Origin of the sequence: Telluribacter sp., assembly GCF_035998675.1 — a bacterium.
Classification (GTDB): domain Bacteria; phylum Bacteroidota; class Bacteroidia; order Cytophagales; family Spirosomataceae; genus Telluribacter.
Window position 1 is genome coordinate 101905 of sequence record NZ_DASYHI010000019.1, and the last position, 22919, is coordinate 124823.

Here is a 22919-nt window from a genome sequence, read left to right on the forward strand (position 1 = left end):
CTGTCAGGTAAAAAATGGTAGCTGACTGCTGGCAGTTGGTGTAGTTTTTGCTTGAGGGAAGGGTGTTTGGGAAGGCGGAGGATGAAAGGATAGTGAACAGGCTGAGGGGCTGGTGATAGTAACAGTTGTACCGTAGTTTCAAATTTAATCGCCCCATATCATGATCATGCGCAGAAACAGTAGCTTATGCTTTGCCCCGGGCAAAGCGGCTATTCGGGGTCTTTGCCTGGTATCCTCCGAAAACTTACACGCTATACAATGAAAAATCGCTCTACCGGTCTGGTTTCCAAAACCCACCTCTGGACGGACATTCTGCTGCTCAATGCTTCTTTCCTGATCGCCTACCTGGTCCGGTTTGATACGCTGCTGACGGACCTGAACCCGCACTACATAAACCTGCTGCTGGTTAGCAACCTGCTGTGGGTACTGGTAATTTATTTCCTTAGGACCTACAACTTCACCCGGCTGTCGTATACCTTCAACGACCAGGAAGGCAACCTGATCAAGGCCACGCTGCTGCACGCTGTTTGTTTAACGGGCGTTATCTACCTTTCTCAACTGGGGGATGCCTACTCACGGATACAGCTGGCGATGACCTACGGGCTGTTTATCCTGTCGGCTACGGTGGTCCGGATAGCGATGCTGCTGTCGCTGCAGCTATACCGCAGGGCGGGCTACGACTTCCGTCGCTACGCCGTTGTAGGTGACGATGAGCTGATTGAGTACATCAAAGAGTTTTATGAGCAGCGCCCGGAGCTGGGTTACCACTACTACGGCCTGTTTGAGTTTAAAGATCATAGCCAGGACGAAGCCGCGCTGGAAGGATTTATAGAACACCGTAACCTGGACTACGTATACTGCTGCCTGTCGAAGCTGAACGATGAGCAGGTGCGGAGTATTATACAGGTAGCGGAGCGGCAGCGTACGCAGGTGCGGTTGGTACCGGACTTCCGGGGCTTTATGACTAACCACGCGACTATTGAATACCACGATGTGTACCCGGTGATTGAGGTATCCACGAAGCCGTTTTCCAGTCCGCAGGAGCAAACGGTAAAGCGGGCCTTTGACCTCCTGTTTTCTCTGCTGGTAATGCTGGTGGGAGCGCCCGTATTCCTGCTGGTGATGGTGGCCGTAAAGCTGACCTCGCCGGGCCCGGTGTTCTTTACACAGAGCCGGACCGGCCGCTGGGGCAAAAACTTTAGCATTTATAAGTTCAGGACCATGAAGGTAGATGCCGATAGTTACGGGCTCCAGCACTCGCAAGGGAAGAAAGACCCGCGCCTGACGGGCATTGGTGCTTTTCTGCGTCAGACCCGACTCGACGAACTGCCGCAGTTCCTGAACGTAATAAAGGGAGAAATGTCGGTGGTGGGTCCGCGTCCGCTGCCCCACTATGACGTGGAGATGCTGATGAAGGCCGCCCCCAAGGAATTCAAGAAAATACTGACGGTTAACCCGGGGATTACGTCCATTGGGCAAATTAAGGCGGGCTACGCCACCAACGAAGCCGAAAATGTGAATCGCCTCCGCTACGACCTGGAGTACCTGGGTAAGTACAGCCTCCGGCAGGACATCAGCCTGGTAATGCAGACGGTGGTGGTGATGATGCTGGGAAGGGGAAGATGAGCTATGCTCAATTACCAATTACCAATTACCAATGATCAATGACCAGTGAGCAGTGACCGGGCGGGAGGCGCTCCTCCGGCGTTCCGCCAATGATCAGGCGGGAGGCGTAGTTCGGCGGACTGTCAGTGATTGAAGCACAAAGTATAGCTTCCCTACAATGAAGCTTCCCTCCTATAAGGAGCGGCCGCCGTTGCGGGGACTGAGGCGGCCGCCGCGCGGGAGGTGTTCAGTGACCAGTGAGCAGTGTCCAATGAGCGAATGAGTGAAGGAGTTGATGAGTGGGTTTGAAGTAAGAGTAGTGAAATTGAACTCAGGAAAGCCTAAAGCTTACGGCCTATAGCCTAAAGCATTATAAAAAGCCTGAAGAAGTAAATATATTTACCCCAACGGGCAATAATGTGATAAAATAGTCTAATATTGCGGGTAAACTGCTGAAATAGTGTAAAACTCCCTCCGGAAAAGTGGTTTTGGCGTGTGATAGGGACCTTTTTTAAAGCTGAATTTTTCCTGCGGCAACGTGCCGCGGCTTTTTTATACCGAACCTGTTACATACTTTACTTACTATCTTTTCCAATGAAAAAACGTTATGCATCCCTATTTGCGTACAGCCTCCTGGCTACACTGACCCTTTACAATTGTAAAGATCACGAGACGCCCCCTCCCATTCCTGACTTCAACAATGAGCTGAGCGGGATTACGGTAGAAACGGTAACGATCGCGCCTCCGGCTCCGGTAACGACCCAGCCTGCGACCTTTACTGCTCCGACTAACACGACGATCAGCAGCTACAGCGGAGGTGCCCCAACGGCAGCGATGCAGTCGACAGCTACCACGGTATCAAATACCCTGAGCACCAGTGAAGTATCGGCTGTCAATGCCATTACTCCCGCTCAGCTGGATGCAATTGCCAACGGAGGAACGCTCCCTTCGGAACTACAGACCGCGCTCGATAAAATAAAGGGCAACGCGGGACTGACCTCTTTCCTGGCTAGCTTCAGCCTGCCAACCGTGAACGGAACTGTGGTGAACGGCCGTACCGGTTTGCCCGAGTCGATCGAAAAAGTAATGGGTACCCAGGCGGACGATGCCTGTGTGAAAGCGGCGCAGGATGCGCTGGCCAACGTGATCAATAAACTGAAAGCTGACGCCAAAACGCAGCAGGACAAAGTTGATGCCGACTACCAGAAGCAGGTGGCAGATGCCGCCACGGCCGAAACCAGCTGCAAGGCCGGTATCCCCGCCAACTACACGACCCTGCGTACCAACACCAAGACGCAGTTTAGTGGAATATTGGCGAACCTGGATGCTAACCAGGCTGCACTGGGTAGCTTCTACGGCCTCCTGAAAGCGCTGGTAACGGTTCAGTACGGCTCGACACTCGCGGCGATCAATTCGCTGGAAAAAGCGGACCTGGCGGCCTGTACCCAGAAGAAGGAAGCTACCATTGCCAACGCCAACGCAGCCAAGGCAGCCAATACCGGCAAAGTAACCGAGGCACTGAACAAAGGCTTGAAAACCGCTTCAGATAAGATAGCGGAACTGGTAAAGGCCTGCCACAACCAGGGAGGAGGGAAGTAAGTTGATGAGTTCATGAGTCTATGAGTTCATGAGTGACGGCCAGACTACGCGTCCCGCCGCTGCGGTAGTACTTCATACTCATAAACTCAAAACTCTTTACTTAAAAAATGATACAAGAATTACGTAAAAAAAGGGGTAGTGTAACGCTACCCTTTTTTGTGTTCCTGCTGCTCGCGGGACTGGGTATGACGCGGGGTTACGGGCAAATGAATATTTCGGGCAAGCCGGGGTTGATCTACATTCCGACGGCCCGGGAAACGCCGGATGGTACCTTTACGGTCGGGGCTAACTACAATCCCTACCGCTATGGGTTTCGGTCAACCTACTATAAAAATCAAGGAAATTTTTCTGAACGCATTCTATATGCAAACCTGACGCTTCTGCATCGCCTAGAAATTAATGTTAACTTAGTACATTTAAATGGACCTGGTATTCCATATATAGAAAGGATGATTGGTGATCGGCAGCTGGATATTAAGTATCTACTTCTTAAAGAAAAAAAGCTTCGCCCTTCTATAGCAGTAATTATGTCGTCACCATTTACTGTACAGGCTTCATTAATTACTTATGCATTAGTAGCTACAAAGCAATTTCAATTCAATGAAAATATTAAGTTTGAGTTAACCGGAGGCATGGGTAGCCCTTACTTTATTTTTCGAGATGATAAATCTGGATTGAATTATAATGTGTTAGCAGACTTCAAAATAATTAAAAGAAGTGAAGCTATATTTAGCAATGACTACCTGACTGGTCCCTTTGGTGGCCTGAGCCTGAACTACCAACAGAAGGCGGGCCTGATGGCCGAGTGGGACTCGCAGCGCGTGAATGTGGGTGGCTACGCTACGCTTTTTAAGCGGTGGACGATTCAGGCGGGCCTGCTGAATTTTGACCAGCTTACTTTTGGAACTTCTTATACTGTACCGCTTAACGCCCTCCCGGTAAGGCTCCGGAAAACCAATGAAATTAAGTAAAGGCTCCTTTCTCCTTTTTCTGCTGGGTACGGGCTGGTATACCCAACTGGTGGCCCAGCCACTGCTGAGCCCGGCGGCCGGCGTTCCAGCGGCCCAACAGGCCCTGCGGCAAAACTTTGAAAATATTTCGTTTGACACTACGGGAGGCCGGAGTACCGTTTACTACGAGCAGCGCCTGTACCGCAACCCCTTCATTGGGCTGATCGAAATGCGGCAGGTTACGACAGGCAGCACCGACGCGCCGGGCGCACCGGCGTCGGCCGGTACGCCGGGCGCCGGTACGCCGGCCGTTATCAAAAACTTTGTGCCGCTGATTCAGGGGATACCCGTGGGTAAGTACTCTATGGAAGGAGAGAGGCTGGAGTTTAGTCCGCTGAGCCGGGGAGAGCGGCAGACGTACTACGTGCAGCGCCCGCACCGCCCCTGGCGGCAGTACAAGCTGGACTTCTGGCTGCAGCCTCAGTTCGCGGCCTACTTCGGCAACCGGAACCAGCCTATTGAGAGTAATACGTACCTGCTGCTGATGACGCAGCTGTACCTCAGCCGCGGCCTGGTGCTAAACGGGGGGGTCTTGTTCCCGCTCACCAACGACCTGGACAACCGTCCCAATATCGTTCGGCCCGCTCCCCTGTTTCTGAACCAGTTTCTGGCCCTGGACGGCGACCATTTTGTGAGCGCCTCGGCGGGCTTCTTCCACGACGATCAGTACGGCCTGAACGTGCAGTACCGCCACATGCCCCTGAGCGGGGCCTGGTCGTTCGGAGCCGAAACGGGCCTGACGGGCGAGTTTTATTTTACCCGACGGGGGGCCATATACGGCGCGCTGGACAACCTGCTGCTCCTGGCTGACGTGGCCTACCGCCTCCCCCGCCCCGACCTGACGCTGAAGCTGTCGGGCGGACAGTACCTGGCCAATGACGTGGGCGCGCGCCTGGATATAATCCGGCAGTTTACGAACGTGGAGGTGGGGCTGTACACCACCAAAAGCCGCAACGGCGCTACCCTGGGCTTTAACCTGGCGGTACCCATACCACCGGGCAAGCTCTGGCAGGGGGACCGCGCCCGCCTGCGGACCGGCGAGGAGTTTCGCTGGGAGTATACCTACACGCGGGGCTACAACATTGGCGAACGCTACCGCACCGGCTACCAGCTGGACCAGCGCCTCCGCCAGTACCACCGCAACTACCTGAACCGCCAGTACCAGATGCTGAAATAATTACCAGTGACCGCGCGGCGGACCGCCAGTGACCAATTATCAGTGACCGTGCGGGACGCGTAGTGCGAGAGGCGTAGTTCGGGAGGCGCTCCTCCGACACGGTGATGCCTCCCGGAGGAGCGCCTCCAAACCAGTAATTGGCCATCCACTCATCCACTCATTCACTCATTCACTCATCCACTCATCCACTCATCCACTCATCCACTCATCCACTCATTGATCACTAGTATCATTGGTCACTGGTAACTGGTCATTGATCATTGATCATTGATCAATTTCTGCAATAATTTTATCTAACGGTACCCTAACGTATAGAAACAGATGGTAGCTTTGCGTAAACCTCTTTTTACCCTCAATTCTATAACTATACCGCACACATGAAGAAGTCTAACATCTTTGCGTACGTGGAGCTGTCAAAGCTCGTAGGGAATCTCCACGGCCCGGTATCCCCCCTGAAAGAGCGACTTAAGGCCCAGGCGGCTTATTTTAATATCATTGACCCTAAATTCTTTTCGGAGCCCCTGGCAAGAGAGTGGGAAACGATTCTGAGTACCGTCAAACGCGGTGGGGTACCCCTGGAAGACGGCCGGATGCTCCTCAACCAGGTCGCGAACACCATCGGGGGCATGAGCGAGGAAGAGTGCCAGCTCCTGGTACAACGCCTGAAAAGCCTGCACCAAAAGCTGGAAGCGGAAATTAAGCAATGACCGCGGCGGCGGACCGCCAGTGAGCAGTGAGCAGTGACCAGTGATCAATGACCGCGAGGGCCGCGCAGTCCGGCGGACCGCCAGTGATCAATTACCGTAAATTAATAGAATGACCAATTACTGTGCGGGATGCGCCGCTGCCGCGGTGGCCGCTGCCGCAGTGGCCGTATCCACGGGGGCCGTATCCACGGTGGCCGTATCCACGGGGGCCTTTAGGTTTGAAAGCCGGTAAGATTCCAGGATTTTGGTAGCTTGCCGTGAGAAAAAAAGAATGGGCTATCCCATCGGTCCAACACGGAGATGCCTCCAGACGGCCCGCCGAAGGAGCGCCTCCCGAACTACGCGTCCCGAACCACTAATTGGTCCTTCTCTCATTCACTCATTGATCATTGGTCACTGACGGTCCGCCGCGCGGTCATTGGTCACTGGTAACTGGTAACTGGCGGAACGCCGCCCGGTCATTCTCTCCTTCTCTCATTGGTCACTGATCATTGTTCACTGGTCACTGATCACTGGTCATTGATCACTTTCCTCCGCCCTGGTTATGGCAGGCAGCAATTAGGGCATTGGCGATACCCGTGGCTTTGTCGGCTTCCTGCTTATAGTTCGCTTCAATCTGTTGCTTATTGGCTTCCAGGGCCGCGCGGGCGGCGGCTTCGCGTAAGGTTTGGGCCTGCGCGCAGGCGGCCAGCTCCTGTAGGTACAGGCTGTTGATGGCGTCCAGTTCGGCGTAGAAAAGGGCGTTGAGGAGGGCGGCTCTGGCTTTATAATCGTCTTTCTTTTTGCTTTTTCCCAGGTCGTCAAAGAGCTTTTTGTACTTTTTTTCCAGCTCCTTCACGGCCTCTTTGCGGTTTTTGTCGGCTTCACAGCTTTTATTTGCCCCTGCTTCTTTCAGGTCTTTCTGAAATTCGGCGTCGGCCCGGGCCAGTTGCTCCGCTTTTTTCTGCTGTAGTTTTTCCAGCACGCGGGTCAGCGCTTCCAGGGCGGCGCTCTTACAGCCATCTTCGCCCTTCATCAGTTCATCCGGTGCCTGGGTGCCAAGCGGTCCGGTTGCTACGGGCGTGGGAGGCGTAGTACCCTCGGGCAGGCCGGAACGTGCTCCGGCGGGTTTACCGTTGATGAGGGGCTGGCTGAGCTGGGGTAAAAAACCGGCGGCTTCGGTCGGCAGGCCCTTGAGAGATTTCACAAATACGCGTTGCGCTTCGGTATAGGTGGTCTGCTCCATGATCTGGCCCAGGGTACCGGCGGAAGTACTTTCCCGCACGGCGGTAGCCTGGCTTTCGGGTACGGCCTGCATAACGGCAGTAGCGAATTGCCGGGAAGAAACCGACAGGGTACCTTCGGTGCCCAGGGAAGTTAGTTCCCGGACGGCCGCCGCTCCCTTAGCCGACTCTTTGACCGAGCCGGGCACGATCGTAACGGGGGCGGGTTTTTGTAAAGTTATATCCGGCAGTTCCATTTTTTCCAGTTCCCGCAGGGAAGGGGCGAAGGGGTCAACGGAGGGGAGATCTTTAGTGGAGCAGCTATACAGCAGGGCCACTACACCGGTTGTGTAGAGTAGAAATTTCTTTTTCATGAAAGAGGATAACGTTGAGTAAAGCGGGGCCTGGTAAGGCCGGTTACAAATAACCGCAGGAAAATTAGTAAACAATGACCGTTCACGAAGTCGGAGGACAGTGACCAGTGAGCAGTTACCAATGAGCAGTTGCCAATTCAAAAAAGCCCCAGGGGCGGCACCTTATTAATTCTGAATGATGAATTCTGAATTGGTAATGTACGAAGGAACAAAAGGTGCCGCTCCGCGCGGCGACGGTCCGCCGTTGCGGCCGCCTACGGAGCTATCTATTCCCTTTATGGCTATTTCTTTCTACTAAGGTGCGGCCCCGCTGGGGCCGTCCGCCTCTGGGGCCCGCTTCCATGGCCTGAAAGCTACTCATGCTCAGGAAAATCAACCCTTCGTACACTACTTATTCTGAATTAGGAATTAGCTGTTTCTTTCTACTAAGATACGGCCCGGCAGCGGCCGTCCGCCGCTGCCGGGCCCGCTTTTGATACCTTCCTATCAAACCGGCCTAAGCACCTCCTCCCTACGCTGCCAGCCACGCTGGTAACTGAATGTCCCACAGGGTAATTGATCATTAACGGTCCGCGGTCACTGGTAATTGGCGGTCTGCCGTTGCGGTAATTGGTCACTGATCACTGGTAATTGCTCATTGGTCACTGATCACTGACGGACCGCCGCGCGGTCACTGGTAATTGGTCACTGGTCACTGATAATTGCTCACTGTTCATTGAGCACAAAAGCGGCTTCCTTGGCGAAATAGGTCAGGATGGCTTTGGCACCGGCGCGGCGGATGCTGAGAAGTACCTCCAGCATGGCGCGTTCGGCGTCGATCCAGCCGTTTTGTCCGGCGGCCTTGATCATGGCGTACTCGCCGGATACGTTGTAGGCGGCAATGGGCAGGTCGAAGTGGTCGTGGAGCAGGCGGATGATGTCCAGGTAAGACAGGGCGGGCTTCACCATCAGGAAATCGGCACCTTCTTCCAGGTCGAGCTGGGCTTCCACCAGGGCCTCGCGGCGGTTGGCGGGGTTCATCTGGTAGGTTTTTTTGTCGCCAAAGCGCGGGGCCGACTCGAGGGCGTCGCGGAAGGGACCGTAGAAGGCGCTGGCGTACTTGGCGGTGTAGGACATAATGCTGACGTGGGAGTGGCCCTGGGCGTCGAGCAGGTCGCGGATGTAGCCCACGCGGCCGTCCATCATATCGCTGGGACCGAGGATATCGGCCCCGGCTTTAGCCTGCGCCACGGCCATTTTGCCCAGTACTTCGAGGGTTGGGTCATTGACGATCTCGCCGTTCTCTACCACGCCATCGTGGCCGTCGCTGCTGTAGGGGTCCATGGCGATGTCGGTCATGAGGGCCAGGTCGGGGAAGCGGTCTTTGATGGCCTTGAGGGCGTCGAGGTAGAGGGTACCTTCGCGGTAGCTTTCAGTGGCGTACTTGTCTTTTTTGCTTTCGGGGTAGTTGGGAAAAAGGCAGATGGTCTTAATGCCCAGGTCCGTCACCTCCTTCAGTTCCTCGAGCAGGCTGTCCACGGAAAAGCGGTAGATGCCGGGCATGGACTTGATTTCAATTTGTAGGCCGGTACCTTCCTGCACAAACATGGGGAATATAAGGTCAGATACCGAAAGGGTAGTTTCCTGAGCCAGCTCCCGGATGGCAGCAGACTTACGGTTACGACGCGGACGACGGGGTATATAGATCATTGGTTAGCTGTTAGGTGGTTAGGTATTAGCCATTAGCTTATAGCCGGGGGCTATCAATAGATATAGTAACAAAAACGGCTGAAAGTGGATTCAGCCGTTGCAAAGATAGTTTGTAGGAATTCTGAATTTTAGATTAGTGAATGCTGAATTCCAAACTACTTACCCCCTAGTAAGGGGGCAGGGGGTGTTTAAATCTGCTATTTTTCCTACCACGGAGGTTAAAGAGTACTTCACAGAGAGACACAGAGTTTGTTTATACCGTTAACAAAGTGTGAGTATCGTCCATGCCTCCTTTGCCTACCTTCTCATGAACCGCGCGGCGGACCGCCCTGCGGCCGCCTTTCCTCCCACTCTATCACTCTTTCGCTCTTTCGCTGCCCGAAGGGCTGCTCATCAATTTAAACCCTTCGCCGTGGAGATTCATGAGCTGGATGGAGGGGTCGTCGCGGAGGTGCTTGCGGAGCTTGGTCACGTACACATCCATGCTGCGGGCGTTGAAGTAGGAGTCGTCGCCCCAGATCATTTTGAGGGCGTAGCTGCGGCTGATGGGCTGGTTGAGGTTCTGGCAGAAGAGCTTCAGTAGTTCAGACTCCTTGCTGGTCAGGCGGGTGCTGTCGTCGCCATGACGGAGCTGCTGGTGGTCGTAGTCGAAGGTATAGGTACCTACCTGGTACACCCTGGCCTCCGGGTCGGTATCGGTCGCCTGCGCTCCGTCGGAGCGACGGTAGCGGCGCAGGATGGCCTCAATGCGCAGCAGCAGCTCTTCCTGATTGAAGGGTTTGGTAACGTAGTCGTCGGCCCCGACGCGGAAGCCCTGGATGGTGTCTTCCTTCATGGACTTGGCGGTCAGGAAAATAATGGGGACATCGCGTCCGCTACCACGGTGGCCGTCTCCACGGTGGCCGCTGCCACGGGGGCCGTCTCCACGGCGGCCGTCGCTACGGGGGCCACTCATGCGTACTTCTTTGGCCAGGGAGAAGCCGTCCTTTTTGGGCATCATAACGTCAAAGATACAGAGGTCATAGTCGTTCTCCACAAAAGCCTGCCATCCCTTCTGCCCGTCGGTAGCGAGGTCGGTGGGGTAGCCTTTGTGGGTCAGGTACTCCTGCAGGAGCCCCCCCAGATTCGGATCATCTTCAACGAGAAGTAAACGCATGGCAGTGTGCAGTGTTAGGTTTTAGCTGTAAGCCGTATGCTATATGCAGTAAGCTTTTCTTTTAAGTACTAGACCAAGAAAATAGTTTTACATTGAACTGTTCCGGGTATTAATTAACCACAGAGTTCAAAGAGTTTTAGCACAGAGTAACGCGGTGTTTTCCCTTCCCCATCAACGGTGGCCGCTACCACGGTAGCCGCTCATTCACTCATTCACCACAGCGGGAGGCGCTCATCCACCACAGCGGTGGCCGCTCATTCACTCATTCACTCATTCACTCATTCACTCATTCACTCACTGCTCATTGATCACTGGTAATTGAACACTGAACACGCTTCCCTGGCCCGGCTGGCTCTGGACCTGAATGGTACCTTCGTGGGCTTCTACCAATTTACGGACGTAGCTGAGGCCCAGGCCGAAGCCTTTTACATCGTGCAGGTTGCCGGTGGGTACGCGGTAGAACTTATCGAAAATACGGCTGAGCTGCTCCCGGGTCATACCAATTCCCTGGTCGGCTATGTCAATCCGGATACCAGGACGGCCGCTACCACGGTGGCCGCTGCCACGGGGGCCATTGCCACGGGGGCCGTCTCCACGGGGGGTACCTATGGGCTCGTTGCGGGTCCGGATGGTCAGGTGCAGGCGTTCGGGTGAGTACTTGATGGCGTTGTCAATGAGGTTGGAGAGGACGTTGGTCAGGTGCAGTTCGTCGCCCGTTACGATCTCCTCCCCGGCTTCGAAGTCCAGTTCCACCTCTCCCTCCCGCTGCTCAATCTGGACGCTGAGGTTGTTAAGTACCTTCCCGATGAGGTCGTGGATATTGACCTCGGTTGTTTTGAGCCGGACGTCGCCGCGGTCGAGCAGCGCCATCTGAAGTACCTTCTCGACGTGGGTACCCAGCCGCCGGTTCTCTTCCCGGATAATACCCAGGTACCGGTTCAGGCGGAGGGTCAGGTCCGGCTGGGGTACCGTGGCCGCGTTTTCCTGCGCCATGTCGGTAGCCAGGGCAATGGTAGAAATGGGCGTCTTGAACTCGTGCGTCATGTTGTTGATGAAGTCGTTTTTGATGTCGGAGAGCTTTTTCTGCCGCAGGATAGTGGTTACGGCCAGGTAAAAGCAGGTCAGAATCACCAGCACCAGTACCGCCGAGCCCGCCAGCATGGCGCTCATCTTCCGCAGTATGTACTGCTGCTGATCCGGGAAGTACACGTACAGGAGGTTATTGCCGCTGAGCATTTCACTCGGGAACAGCGACGCCTTGTAGGCCCGTTGCTCCCAGTCGCCCGCCTTAAGCTCGGCCGTAGCAAGTACCGGCTGGGCTACGGCATGGGTACGTACCGCAAACTCATAGGGCAGCGAAATACCATTTTGTACCAGTTCTTTTTTCAGCAGCGAATCCAGCAGAAAGCGGTTGACCCGCTCCTTGATGGGCCGCTGGGTATACAGGAGGTCTTTCATTACTTCCCGCAGCAGCTCAGCCCGGTCGAGCGGTGGGGGCTTATTGTCGGCGGTGGGTCTGGCCGCTGGTTCCTTACCTGCTTTGGATGGGGCAGGTACCTGGGCGGTGGCGCCGGCCTTTGGGCTGGATGGGGTGGGTGGATGGGTCATGGCCTCTTCCCGGAAATAGGTACCCAGCTTTTTTTCTTCCTCCAGCCGCCGCCGCATAAACTCATCCATACCCGCCAGGCCCAGGCGCTGGGCCTGAAAAAACTCTTCGATGATCTGCTGCTGGTGGTCCGCCATTACCCGGAAGTTGGGACTTAATACATCGGAAGGCGCTACTTCGGAAGGCGCTTCTTCGGTATAGAACTGGTACCGCACTTCGCCGGTGGGGCCAATGGTGATTTCGACGTTGGTAGGGGGAGAGGGTACCGCGGCCAGCTGCTCGGGAGAATGCGGAGGAGCGCCTCCCGGAGTGGCTACTCCCGGACGCTTGGTGCGGGGTTTTTCGTTGACCTGGGTAATGCGGTCAAACCTGGCCTGCTGCTGCTCGGCTTCGATCCGTTGCTGCAGCAGGTACATCATCTCCTGCTTCTCGATCCGGTGTACCACCGCCTGTACCGACTCCGCTACTTTATGGTTGAACTGCTCGTTACGAATGACAATAGCTTCCCGGATCCAGTACCACTGAAACCCGATGAGCCCCACCAGTGCCAGGCACATCAACCCCACTATAATCTGTATCTTTCTTTTTGTCATTTTTTGGTACGCTATGCAACGCAGGCCGTTTCGGGAACGACTTTATTTTAACTACAATAACAAAAATAGGCCCTTTGGGGTGCCCGGCGGATAGGGTACTGGGTTTTTTAACATACTTTAACAGAGTTGGAGGGTAAGCTTTAAAGTAACTTAACTTAAAATTTTGGACAATTGCCTTTAAACCCGAAGGCTTTTTTTCAGTCGTACCATCCGACAATAAATATCAACAAACCAAAACAAACTAACCGACATGAAAAATAAGATTGGACGCTCCCTGGTACTGGGTGTGATGCTGCTGGCGGGTATGGGCTACGGCCCGGCCCAGGCGCAGTCGAAAGAGGAGAAGAAAACGACCGTACGGGTGAAGGTATCCGAAAACCGAAACGGCAGGACGGAGGTCGTGGAAAGAAGCTACGAAGTAGGTACCCTGTCGGATCAGGAGCGTAAGGAATTTGTGGACAAGGTACTTGACTCGCTTGGTACCGATACCCACAACAACCGCCGGGTAACCGTAACGGTAGACGAAGGTGACGGCAACGTAACAACCCGTGAGCGCCGCCGCGTGGAGGTACATAACGATGACGCGCCGGTATTCAGCTGGAAGGGCGACGACGACGACTTCCACGTGGAATTTGACAGCCGGGAAATGCGCGAAAAAATGCGCCGCATTGAGGAGGAGGTCAAGCCCCGCGTGAAGGTACTCATGCGTGACCTGGAGAACGCCGGGGAGCGGATGGGCGACATCTGGAGCAGCGAAACGGGCCAACCCGCCAATGTGCGCGGCTTGAATGTATACCCCAACAATCCGGATAACGGCGTACTAAATCTGCGGTTTAGCGTACCCGAGAAGGGCGATGTGACCATCAGCGTAACCGATACCCGTGGTAAGGAAGTAGCCCGCAAGGAAATCAGGGATTTCAGCGGGGACTTTGTGGGTCAGCTGGAATTAAAGAAAAACACCAAAGGTACCTTGTTCGTCACCGTGGTGCAGAAGGACGACGGCGCCACCCGCCGGGTAGTAATCCCCTAAGGCACGCCTAACCGGTACCACCCTGTGGGTGGCACCGGTCCACAGGTACACGCTGGTAGGTACGCTCTGATTTACTAGTACCACCCTGTGGGTGGCACCGCTCCACAAGCAGCCCATGTAGTAAGTGTCTTCTGAGAGCAGGTACTTAGGAAGGAGAAGTCCCCGCACCGGTAGCCGGTGCGGGGACTTTTTACGTTAAAATAGAAGATAAATAGCCTAGATTCTGGTACTACCCTTCTAAGGGTTAAGTACCCTGGCGGCGCAGGTACTTTCACGTTCACCGGTGAACATTCTTTGTCCGTTAATGAACACTTTTAGACTACCATTATCTGCAAATAAGGCAATAGAAGCGGTTTTAGGCTTCTGGCAAAGGATTTGTACGACAAAATATAAACTAATACATACCGGCAATGCGTCGAACCTACCTGGGAGAATTTGAAGAGATCGTTCTGCTGATGGTGGCCATCCTCGATGGGGAAGCCTACGGCCTGAGTGTAAGCCAGGAAATTGAGCAGCAGACGGGCCGGATGATCACCTTTGGCGCGGTACATAATACGCTCATTCGTTTGGAAGAAAAAGGCTTCGTGAAATCTCAGCTGGGCGGCGCTACCGCCGAGCGGGGCGGCCGGCGCAAGCGCCTGTTTACGATCACAGCGCACGGGAGCCGGGCCCTGCAGGATGTTCAGCAACTACGCAGCCAGCTCTGGCAACTGGTACCTCCGTCAGCCTTAAAAGTAAGCGGGATATGAACCCAAAAGTACCCACTCCTGCCCCACCCCGCTGGGCGCAGCGGCTGCTGGCCTGGCTGCACCCCGACGACACCCTGGAAGAAGTGGAGGGTGACCTTCAGGAGCTGTATACCTATTGGTACGGGCGGGCCGGCAAGCGGCAGGCTGCGCTAAGGTACCTGCTCAATGTACTGTCGGTACTGCCGCCCTTCGTGCGGCGGCGCAAACGTGAAAAAGACTATTATCAACCTTATCTCCTACATCCTGATATGATCCGCAACTACCTCAAAATCGCCTGGCGGAACCTCCGCAAATATCCCGCGACGACGGCCGTTCACTTGCTTGGCCTGACGGTTGGATTGACGACCTGCCTGCTGATCGGCCTGTTTCTTCGGAGCGAGTGGCTTTACGACCGCTACCAGCCACAAGGCGAACGCACCTACCGGGTTAATCTGATTGATCGCCATGAGAATGAAACGGAGTACTCAGGAATTACCCCTTATCCAATGGGTGAAGCTTTACGTACCGATTTTCCGGACTGGCCGGTTGTTGTGAGTATGCATACGGAGGGCGATGCCTTTGTAGCGATTTCACCAGAGAAGCTACTCCCCGAAAAACGAGCCTTATTTGTCGAGCCCCAGTTTCTGGACCTGTTTACGGTAGAAATGGTTACGGGTAACGCCCGACAGGCGCTGGGCCAGCCCAACCAGGCGATTTTGAGCGAGAGTACCGCAAAACGGTATTTTGGCACGACTGATGTGGTGGGAAGAACCTTTCATCTGGGCCAGAAAACGCAGTTGCAGGTGGCAGGCATTATGCGCGACATGCCCGGCCAAACCAATCTGCCGGCCAATTTACTGGTATCGTACAAGACACTTAAGGAGTACTTTGACCTGGGGGTTGATCAGTGGGGGATGCGCTCGCAGGGCAGCATATTCATACGATTACCCGAAAACCAGGCTCCGGATAAATATAGGGCCCGGATGCAGCAGCTCGTCAACAAGTACATGAAGCCGGACGGTACGGAAACCCGCGAAATCGTGCTGCAACCCCTGCACGCCATTCACTTTGATGTTCAGGCCGAAGGTACAGATTTCGTTCCGGCCGTTTCACCTACCTATCTCTGGACTTTCGGGTTAATAGGCCTGTTTGTGCTGCTGATTGCCTGTGTCAACTTTATTAACCTGTCCACGGCCCACGCCATGATCCGGGCCAAAGAAGTAGGTATCCGCAAATCCATTGGTGCCACCAGACACCAATTAATGGGGCAGTTTATTGGCGAAGCCGGCTGGTTGGCGGGCGGGGCCGCCTTACTATCACTGGGACTAATGCAGGTGGTGCTGCCCCGGCTGGAAGATTTTCTGGAACGGGAGCTGGATTTCCGTTGGGTAGAAGTAGCGGGAATGGTAGCGGCGCTAGCCGTACTGACGGCCCTGGCAGCCGGGCTGTATCCGGCCCTTTTTCTGTCACGCTTCAAACCCATCAAAGCCCTGAGTTCGCGGGTGCAATCGGCCAGTAGCGGACAAGTCTGGCTGCGGCAGGGGTTAGTGGTGTTTCAGTTTACGGTTTCTCTGGTACTGGCAGTAGGGGTAGCCATTATTTATCAGCAAATGAATCTGTTCCGGGAGAAAGACCTCGGCTTCCAGCGCGAAGCGGTACTGACGGTTGACGTCACCAGCAAGGCTGCCAAACGACCTGCCTTTCGGGATGCCCTACTGCAAATACAGGGGGTAGAGGCCGTGTCCTTCGCCTTCGGGGCACCCACCTCGAATAATAACTTTAATACTAAACTCATCCCGAATCCAGCCATTCCGGAGCAATGGGTTGATGCCAATATCAAAATTGCCGATGCCGGCTACCAAAAAACCTTTGGTTTAAAGCTGCTGGCCGGGCGCTTTCTTGAACCCCAGGATACCCTGACGAACGCTTCCGGCATGCCATCTTCTGACCGAAAGTACGTGTTTGTGGTTAATGAGGCGGTTGTCCGGGCTATGGGCTACTCCCAACCCGCGCAGGCGATCGGGAAGCAGATTCAAATTGGCCTGAATGACATTAAAGCGGAGATTGTCGGGGTTGTAGCCAATTTCCACGTCAGCTCGCTGCACGAAGCCATCAAACCCGCGGTAATCATGAACTTCCCGTATTTTTACGAAACCGCCCACCTCAAACTTCGCCCAACCAGTTACCCGTCTACGCTGGCTGCGGTTGAGGGGGTCTGGAAACAGTTCCATACCAATACCCTTTACAACTCCCGCTTTGTTGAAGACAGTCTGCAGGAACTATACGTGGAAGAAGCCCGGCAGTTCACACTCCTGCGTATATTCGCCGGACTGGCACTGGTCATCTGCTGCCTAGGACTGTGGGGGCTGTCTACCTTCCTGATTGAACGCCGCACCAAAGAAATCGGCGTTCGCAAAGTACTGGGGGCCTCCATTACCAGTATTGTTGCCCTGCTTTCCACCGATTTTGTCAGGCTGGTCCTGATTGCTTTCGTCATTGCCTCCCCTATTGCCTGGTACGTTATGAATCAGTGGCTGGAGACATTCGTCTACCAGATAGACATAGAATGGTGGGTGTTTGCCCTGGCGGGTACGCTGGCAGTAGGTATCGCACTGCTGACGGTCAGCTTCCAGAGTATCAAAGCGGCCCTGATGAATCCGGTCAGGAGCCTGCGAAGCGAATAAAGATATGAATGCTAATGAACAAGGAGGCAGCTCCCCACCACGCTGGATGCAGCAACTGCTGACCTGGCTGCACCCCGGCGACACCCTGGAAGAAGTCGAAGGTGACCTGCAGGAGCTGTATACCTACTGGTACCAACGGTTAGGTAAGCGGCAGGCTGCGCTAAGGTACCTGCTCAATGTACTGTCGGTGCTGCCGCCCTTCGTGCGGCGGCGCAAACGTGAAAAAGACTATTATCAACCTTATCTCCTACATCCTGATATGATCCGTAACTATTTCAAAATCACCTTTCGGACTCTGGTCCGGAACAAACTCTACACCGCCCTGAACGTGGCGGGTCTAACTTTTGGCATCAGTTGCTTTTTGCTGATTGGCCTTTACCTCTTCGACGAACTGACTTTCGACCAGCAACACCGCCAAACGGAGCAAATTTATCGGGCCATCCAGCATAAAAAAACGCCCACCGACGACCTGACCATTGCGGCGTCGAGCTATAAAGTATCAGAAGAGTCGAAGAAAAGCATCGGTGAAATTGAAAACTCGGCCCGTTTCGCCCGAATCGGAAGAGCCAATATTACCAACCCCGAAAACAAGAATACCTTTCAGGAAACCGTCACTTTCGCCAATCCCGGCTTGATGGAAATGTTCGACTTTGAAGTGGTAGACGGCGATGGCAAGACGGCCTTGAACGCACCCAACTCCATTGTGATCGTCGAGGAATTGGCTCAGCGGCTCTTCAACGATACCCAGGTAGCGGGCAAGACCGTCGAATTTGAGCTTTTGGACAATAAGCCCCTGAAGATAACCGCTGTCCTGAAAAACCATCCCCGCAATTCGAGTTTTGGTTTCAAACTGGCTGTTTCGGAAGCGACCATCAGCAGCGATGAGAGATTTAAAGACTTCATAGCGGACTGGGATTCCCAATATTTCATGACTTTCTTTTTGCTGAAAGAGAAAGCCAATCCAACAACAGTAGCCAAAAAAATTACGCAACTGCTCGACGCCAACGCCAGCCTGGAACCGGGTATATCCCTGAATTACAGCTTCCAACCCCTGTCCGATATCCACCTCTACTCCGAAGGCATTATGGACGGAGCCAGAAATTCCAACGTGGAGGCTATGAGCGAAGGCGATTTGCTTTATATTAAAATCTTTGCCAGCGTCGCGCTTTTCGTACTGCTCATCGCCTGCATCAACTATATGAATCTGGCCACGGCGCGGGCCTCCAATCGATCAAAAGAAATAGGTGTTCGCAAAGCCAGCGGGGCTTTCAAGAGCCACATCGCCCATCAGTTTCTGACCGAGTCACTGGTCGTCACCACCATTTCTTTCTTATTGGCCGTATTGCTGGTCAATATCCTGCTGCCGGCCTTCAATGAATTCACCCACAAAGAACTCTCACTGGGAATCCATACAGACTACCGGATTTGGCTTTACACTCTGCTGGTTTTGGTGGTTACGGGTTTGCTATCGGGCAGCTATCCGGCTTTTCTGTTGTCACGATTCAGTCCGATTTCGTTGCTGAAAAATCTCAAAATACGGAACACAGGAAGTCTTTCGCTGCGGCAGGGATTGGTTATTTTTCAGTTTACGATTTCCGTCGTGATGATGGTAGCTACTATCGTGCTTTTCCAGCAAGTGCGGTTTGCGAACGAAAAGAATCTGGGTTTCAACAAAGAACTACTGCTGGTGGTCGACATCAACAGCGGCGATATACGGCGCGGAGCCGAAACGATCAAAACAGAATTCAGCCGCCTGGCGACGGTCAAAAACGTCTCGGCCGTTTCGCGCGTACCGGGTGAATGGAAGGACATTCCGATGGTCAAAATCAGAACGGAGGGCAATACTGAAGACCATAAAGTCGCTTACACCATCGGCGGCGACGAGAATTTTGCCAAAACTTTTGAATTGCAGCTTTTAAATGGCCGTAATTTCATCGGAAAAAGCGATTCCGCCTCGGTGCTGCTCAACGAAACCGCTGCCCGCCTGCTCGGCATCACCGAAGCCACGGGACAGCGCGTCGAAATGCCCTCCCGCTCGATGGGGGGAAGTTTCCAGCCCATGAACGAAGCCAACCAACCATTCACCGCTAATGTGATCGGTATTGTGCGGGATTTCAACTTCCAATCACTGCGCGAGAAAATTGCCCCGATGGTGCTGGCCTACGAAAACAATCCGGTTTATCCGATCGATTACTACGTCGCCCGCATCGACGGCAACGACATTCCCGGCACGCTGGCGAAGATAAATGCAGTTTTGACAAAAATTGACCCTACCCACGTGCTCGAGTACCATTTTCTGGACGAGCAGTTGGCCCGGTTCTACGCTGAAGACCAGCGCCGGGCTACCTTGTTGGTTTGGGTGGCGCTAGCCACAATTTTCATCGCCTGCCTCGGACTTTTCGGCTTGGCGACTTATGCCGCCGAACAGCGTATTAGGGAAATTGGGGTGCGTAAAGTACTGGGGGCCAGCATTTTCAATCTCACCGCTTTGCTTTCGAAAGATTTCCTGAAACTGGTGCTGATTGCTAACGGCATTGCCTTTCCGCTGGCCTGGTGGGCCACTTCGCGATGGCTCGAAGAATTTGCCTACCACATTCAGCCTGCCTGGTGGGTGTTTGCGGCTGCGGGGCTAATGTCCGTTGTCATTGCCCTGGCTACCGTCAGCTTCCAAAGCATTAAAGCGGCCCTGATGAATCCGGTAAGGAGCCTGAAGAGTGAGTAGTCTGGTGGAAATGGGTCAATCAATAGCTAATTACTTCATTAAAGCAATAATCTGGAATCGGACAAAATGGTACTATGGCAGACAAAATAACGGAACTTGCAGAATAGCTTTTAAGGAGCCAACAGGTTGAGGCAATTTTAGAGCAACAACTAACCAAACTCGTTGCTCCATGAAAAACGTACTGATGCTACTTGGCTTGCTCTGCTGGTTTCCAGCCATTGGACAAAGTGTCGGGCGCCAACCCAAAGAATCCATTAAGGACGAAAATTATTTAACCGCCATTCGGCGAGCCGAAAAATACATTGATTCGCTTCGGGCAGTTCAGGACATTCCGGGTATCTCGGTCTGTGTAGGTACCAGCCAGAAAATTCTGTGGGCGGAAGGCTTTGGCTACGCCGATCTGGAAACACACCAGCCGGTCACCATCCATTCCAAATTTCGGATTGGCTCGGTGTCCAAATCACTTACCTCCTTAGCCGTTGGCAAGCTGGTAGAGCAAAAAAAGCTCGACCTGGATGCGGCAGTTCAGCAGTATGTACCCCTATTTCCGGTAAAAAAATATCCGGTTACCGCCCGGCAGCTGGCTACCCATACCGCCGGTATCCGCCATTACCGGGACAGTGATCCGCTGGCTTGCCCTCAACGGTATGCCACGGTGCAGGAGGGACTGACAATTTTCAGCCAGGACAGCCTCCTGTTCAAACCGGGGACGGCTTATAATTACTCCACCTACGGGTATACCTTGTTAAGTGCCGTTATTGAAGGAGCGAGCCACCTCGACTACCCCTCCTATATGCAGCAGGCCGTATTTACTCCTTTGGGGATGTCTGATACAGGAGTAGATGCTAGTGACAGTATCGTTATTAACCGGGTGCGGTTTTATGAACACCGGCAGGGCAGACTGGTCAACGCCGCCCAGGTAGATAATAGTTATAAGTGGGCGGGTGGTGGACAGCTATCAACTCCCGTTGATCTGGTCAAACTGGGGCGTGGGCTCCTGACCAATTCGCTATTACGGAAAGAAACGGTAGCTTTACTTTTTACACCTCAGCTTCTGCTGGACGGAACCAATACCTACTATGGTCTGGGGTGGCGTATGGGTACCAGCCCTTTGAACCGGAAAATTATCCACCACGGTGGGACAATCGACGGTGGCAGAACCTTTTTGTTGCTGTACCCCGAGCATGACCTGGTGGTGGCGATTACGGCTAATATGAGCGGCGTCAACATCAATTTGCCGGAGGTAGAAACCATTGCCAGTTACTTTTTTGAGGTGAAACGATGAAAAAAGCAACCGTCATTCTGCTGCATCTGAGCTATTGGCTCCTGTACTGCTTTTTGGTCAGTTTTCTGTTTCTCCTGTCCCAGGCCACCGAAGATTCCGCGGTGGAGGATTGGGAGGATTGGGTAGCTATTCTTCTCTTTGCCTTACTGACCGGGATCATTAGCTTCTATGCTTTTTATGGGTGGCTGGTCCCGCGCTACCTGACTACCCGGCGCGTCAGACTCTTTGTTGGCGTAGGGCTGGTGGTGAGTAGTGGCATCGGCCTGTTTGCTACCTTTATGGTGTCAATGGCAACGACAATCATTATTTACATAGCCCTGCATCAGACTCAATTCATTTTCTTTCAGCCGAAGGATCAACTGGTACTGATGACCGGATTCACCCTGCTGGCCGTAGTGAATGGTATGATGGGCACGGTCATCAGGGGGTTCATTACCTGGTATACGGATATTCACATGAAAGAAATGGTGGCCGGCAAAGCCCTGCGTACCGAAATAGAACTCTTGAAAGCTCAGCTTAACCCTCATTTTCTGTTCAATACGCTGAACAATATTGACATCCTAATTGAGCTGGATGCGCCCCGGGCTTCGCAGTACCTGAACAAGCTGTCGGACTTGTTGCGCTTTACCCTGTACGAAACGCAGGCCGATCAGATCCCCTTAACCCACGAGTTGGCCTACATCAAAAAGTACATCGAGTTACAGAAAGTCCGAACTCCCAACGAACAGTACGTGACCCTGCATATTGAGGGGCCGGCCGAGGGGGTACTGATTGCCCCCATGCTCTTTATACCCTACATCGAAAATGCCTTCAAATACGCTACCAACAAGAAGGTCCCGGAAGCGATCCGCATTTACTTTTCGGTGGCAGAAAATCAGATCCAGTTCCGGTGTATCAACGTCGTTGACAAAAGCAGCACCAGGCCGAAACAGCAGGGTGGCCTGGGTCAGAGGCTGCTCCGGCAACGATTAACCCTTTTATACCAGGAGACGTATACCCTGGATATCCAGGCTACTAAAGATTCCTACTCTGTTCACCTGGTTTTACCTGTACATGCCTATGAGATGTCTACTCATTGAAGATGAACCCTTAGCCATGCTGCGGCTGAAAGAGTACGTACAGCGGGTTCCTTTTCTGACGCTCAGCTATGCGGTCGATAACGGACTGGAAGCCATTCCTCTGCTCCAGCGGGAGCCGATTGACCTGGTTTTCCTGGATATTGAAATGGATGGTTTTTCGGGCCTGCAGCTGCTGGAAGCCTTACCGGTACGGCCCGCCGTAATACTGACAACGGCTTATGATCAGTATGCCCTGAAAGCTTTTGACCTGCAGGTAGCTGACTATTTACTAAAGCCTTACACCTTCGACCGCTTTCTGCAGGCCGTCACCCGCGCCCGGCAGGGGCAGGTAGCTGTCCCGGAGGAGACGCGTCACTCGTTTTTGTTTATAAAAACGGAGTACCGGCTCCAGAAAGTAGCCTTTGACCAGATCCTGTACATCGAAGGGATGCGTGATTACCGGCGTATCCATATGGCGACTGAAAAAATCATGACCCTGGAAACGTTCGGTGAACTGGAGCGTCAACTGCCCCGCCAGCAGTTTTGCCGGGTTCACAAGTCCTACCTGGTAGCTCTGAATAAGATCGACTCCATTGAACGGGACCGGTTAAAGATACAACAGGCGCTTATCCCTTTATCAGGTACCTACCGGGACCACTTCTACCAGTTGATCGGCCGCTCTATGAAGTAACAG

General features: G+C 53.7%; 18 protein-coding genes. 14 read left to right on the forward strand and 4 right to left on the reverse strand.

All coding sequences use genetic code 11. The annotated features are described in order from the left end of the window. Nucleotides 1-258 precede the first annotated feature (258 nt). The 6 genes from VGN67_RS12715 (at nt 259) to VGN67_RS12740 (ending at nt 6330) form a co-directional block, all read left to right on the forward strand. On the forward strand, nt 259-1626 hold the full coding sequence (locus tag VGN67_RS12715) for an exopolysaccharide biosynthesis polyprenyl glycosylphosphotransferase (protein WP_327487220.1): 1368 nt from the start codon (nt 259-261) through the stop codon (nt 1624-1626). A 573-nt stretch (nt 1627-2199) separates the two neighbouring features. Next, nucleotides 2200-3204 carry a hypothetical protein gene (locus tag VGN67_RS12720; protein ID WP_327487221.1) on the forward strand — a complete coding sequence of 335 codons (1005 nt, stop codon included), beginning with the start codon at nt 2200-2202 and terminating at the stop codon, nt 3202-3204. 206 nt (nt 3205-3410) lie between these two features. Beyond that, nucleotides 3411-4175 carry a YjbH domain-containing protein gene (locus VGN67_RS12725; RefSeq protein WP_327487222.1) on the forward strand — a complete coding sequence of 255 codons (765 nt, stop codon included), beginning with the start codon at nt 3411-3413 and terminating at the stop codon, nt 4173-4175. Beyond that, nucleotides 4162-5391, forward strand: a complete 1230-nt coding sequence (locus VGN67_RS12730) for a YjbH domain-containing protein (RefSeq protein WP_327487223.1) — start codon at nt 4162-4164, stop codon at nt 5389-5391. The genes VGN67_RS12725 and VGN67_RS12730 overlap by 14 nt, the downstream gene beginning before the upstream one ends. A gap of 377 nt (nt 5392-5768) precedes the next feature. After that, nucleotides 5769-6098, forward strand: a complete 330-nt coding sequence (locus tag VGN67_RS12735; RefSeq protein WP_327487224.1) for a hypothetical protein — start codon at nt 5769-5771, stop codon at nt 6096-6098. A gap of 109 nt (nt 6099-6207) precedes the next feature. After that, a complete protein-coding gene (locus VGN67_RS12740; RefSeq protein ID WP_327487225.1) occupies nt 6208-6330 on the forward strand; it encodes a hypothetical protein in 123 nt (40 codons plus the stop codon). A 291-nt stretch (nt 6331-6621) separates the two neighbouring features. Here VGN67_RS12740 and VGN67_RS12745 read toward each other — a convergent pair whose 3' ends face one another. Beyond that, entirely contained in the window at nt 6622-7674 is a 1053-nt protein-coding gene (locus VGN67_RS12745; protein ID WP_327487226.1) for a hypothetical protein, read from the reverse strand. 175 nt (nt 7675-7849) lie between these two features. On the opposite strand from VGN67_RS12745, the gene VGN67_RS12750 reads away from it, so the two are divergent. Further along, the gene (locus VGN67_RS12750) at nt 7850-7972 is read left to right on the forward strand and encodes a hypothetical protein (RefSeq protein WP_327487227.1); all 123 of its coding nucleotides are present in this window, start codon (nt 7850-7852) and stop codon (nt 7970-7972) included. 407 nt (nt 7973-8379) lie between these two features. Here the strand turns inward: VGN67_RS12750 and hemB are convergent, their stop codons facing one another. The 3 genes from hemB to VGN67_RS12765 all read right to left on the reverse strand — a co-directional run bounded on the left by hemB (nt 8380) and on the right by VGN67_RS12765 (nt 12718). Continuing rightward, on the reverse strand, nt 8380-9363 hold the full coding sequence (hemB, locus tag VGN67_RS12755) for a porphobilinogen synthase (RefSeq protein WP_327487228.1): 984 nt from the start codon (nt 9361-9363) through the stop codon (nt 8380-8382). A 355-nt stretch (nt 9364-9718) separates the two neighbouring features. Then, nucleotides 9719-10519, reverse strand: a complete 801-nt coding sequence (locus tag VGN67_RS12760) for a response regulator transcription factor (RefSeq protein WP_327487229.1) — start codon at nt 10517-10519, stop codon at nt 9719-9721. A 294-nt stretch (nt 10520-10813) separates the two neighbouring features. Continuing rightward, the gene (locus VGN67_RS12765; protein ID WP_327487230.1) at nt 10814-12718 is read right to left on the reverse strand and encodes a HAMP domain-containing sensor histidine kinase; all 1905 of its coding nucleotides are present in this window, start codon (nt 12716-12718) and stop codon (nt 10814-10816) included. Between the two features lie 250 nt (nt 12719-12968). Between VGN67_RS12765 and VGN67_RS12770 the strand changes: the two genes are divergently transcribed. From VGN67_RS12770 to VGN67_RS12800, 7 genes are all read left to right on the forward strand, one after another. Beyond that, nucleotides 12969-13748, forward strand: a complete 780-nt coding sequence (locus tag VGN67_RS12770; RefSeq protein ID WP_327487231.1) for a T9SS type A sorting domain-containing protein — start codon at nt 12969-12971, stop codon at nt 13746-13748. Between the two features lie 410 nt (nt 13749-14158). Beyond that, nucleotides 14159-14497, forward strand: coding sequence for a PadR family transcriptional regulator (locus tag VGN67_RS12775; protein ID WP_327487232.1), 339 nt, complete (start codon nt 14159-14161; stop codon nt 14495-14497). Continuing rightward, nucleotides 14494-17160, forward strand: coding sequence for an ABC transporter permease (locus VGN67_RS12780; RefSeq protein ID WP_327487233.1), 2667 nt, complete (start codon nt 14494-14496; stop codon nt 17158-17160). The genes VGN67_RS12775 and VGN67_RS12780 overlap by 4 nt, the downstream gene beginning before the upstream one ends. 4 nt (nt 17161-17164) lie before the next feature. Continuing rightward, nucleotides 17165-19882, forward strand: coding sequence for an ABC transporter permease (locus VGN67_RS12785; RefSeq protein ID WP_327487234.1), 2718 nt, complete (start codon nt 17165-17167; stop codon nt 19880-19882). Nucleotides 19883-20051: 169 nt separating this feature from the next. Further along, nucleotides 20052-21167 (forward strand): serine hydrolase domain-containing protein, encoded by a 1116-nt coding sequence (locus VGN67_RS12790; RefSeq protein WP_327487235.1) that lies wholly within the window; start codon nt 20052-20054, stop codon nt 21165-21167. Beyond that, nucleotides 21164-22246 carry a histidine kinase gene (locus VGN67_RS12795; protein ID WP_327487236.1) on the forward strand — a complete coding sequence of 361 codons (1083 nt, stop codon included), beginning with the start codon at nt 21164-21166 and terminating at the stop codon, nt 22244-22246. Before VGN67_RS12790 ends, VGN67_RS12795 begins: the two co-directional genes overlap by 4 nt. Beyond that, nucleotides 22227-22916: a LytTR family DNA-binding domain-containing protein gene (locus VGN67_RS12800; RefSeq protein ID WP_327487237.1), complete on the forward strand. Its 690-nt coding sequence runs from the start codon at nt 22227-22229 to the stop codon at nt 22914-22916. The genes VGN67_RS12795 and VGN67_RS12800 overlap by 20 nt, the downstream gene beginning before the upstream one ends. Nucleotides 22917-22919: the final 3 nt, after the last annotated feature.

Coding starts and splice junctions, on each gene's coding strand:
- hemB (WP_327487228.1), bottom strand. CDS start 9,363: ATGATCTATATACCCCGTCGTCCGCGTCGTAACCGTAAGTCTGCTGCC.
- VGN67_RS12750 (WP_327487227.1), top strand. CDS start 7,850: ATGATGAATTCTGAATTGGTAATGTACGAAGGAACAAAAGGTGCCGCT.
- VGN67_RS12790 (WP_327487235.1), top strand. CDS start 20,052: ATGAAAAACGTACTGATGCTACTTGGCTTGCTCTGCTGGTTTCCAGCC.
- VGN67_RS12780 (WP_327487233.1), top strand. CDS start 14,494: ATGAACCCAAAAGTACCCACTCCTGCCCCACCCCGCTGGGCGCAGCGG.
- VGN67_RS12785 (WP_327487234.1), top strand. CDS start 17,165: ATGAATGCTAATGAACAAGGAGGCAGCTCCCCACCACGCTGGATGCAG.
- VGN67_RS12760 (WP_327487229.1), bottom strand. CDS start 10,519: ATGCGTTTACTTCTCGTTGAAGATGATCCGAATCTGGGGGGGCTCCTG.
- VGN67_RS12745 (WP_327487226.1), bottom strand. CDS start 7,674: ATGAAAAAGAAATTTCTACTCTACACAACCGGTGTAGTGGCCCTGCTG.
- VGN67_RS12715 (WP_327487220.1), top strand. CDS start 259: ATGAAAAATCGCTCTACCGGTCTGGTTTCCAAAACCCACCTCTGGACG.
- VGN67_RS12730 (WP_327487223.1), top strand. CDS start 4,162: ATGAAATTAAGTAAAGGCTCCTTTCTCCTTTTTCTGCTGGGTACGGGC.
- VGN67_RS12765 (WP_327487230.1), bottom strand. CDS start 12,718: ATGACAAAAAGAAAGATACAGATTATAGTGGGGTTGATGTGCCTGGCA.
- VGN67_RS12725 (WP_327487222.1), top strand. CDS start 3,411: ATGAATATTTCGGGCAAGCCGGGGTTGATCTACATTCCGACGGCCCGG.
- VGN67_RS12740 (WP_327487225.1), top strand. CDS start 6,208: ATGACCAATTACTGTGCGGGATGCGCCGCTGCCGCGGTGGCCGCTGCC.
- VGN67_RS12795 (WP_327487236.1), top strand. CDS start 21,164: ATGAAAAAAGCAACCGTCATTCTGCTGCATCTGAGCTATTGGCTCCTG.
- VGN67_RS12770 (WP_327487231.1), top strand. CDS start 12,969: ATGAAAAATAAGATTGGACGCTCCCTGGTACTGGGTGTGATGCTGCTG.
- VGN67_RS12775 (WP_327487232.1), top strand. CDS start 14,159: ATGCGTCGAACCTACCTGGGAGAATTTGAAGAGATCGTTCTGCTGATG.
- VGN67_RS12800 (WP_327487237.1), top strand. CDS start 22,227: ATGAGATGTCTACTCATTGAAGATGAACCCTTAGCCATGCTGCGGCTG.
- VGN67_RS12720 (WP_327487221.1), top strand. CDS start 2,200: ATGAAAAAACGTTATGCATCCCTATTTGCGTACAGCCTCCTGGCTACA.
- VGN67_RS12735 (WP_327487224.1), top strand. CDS start 5,769: ATGAAGAAGTCTAACATCTTTGCGTACGTGGAGCTGTCAAAGCTCGTA.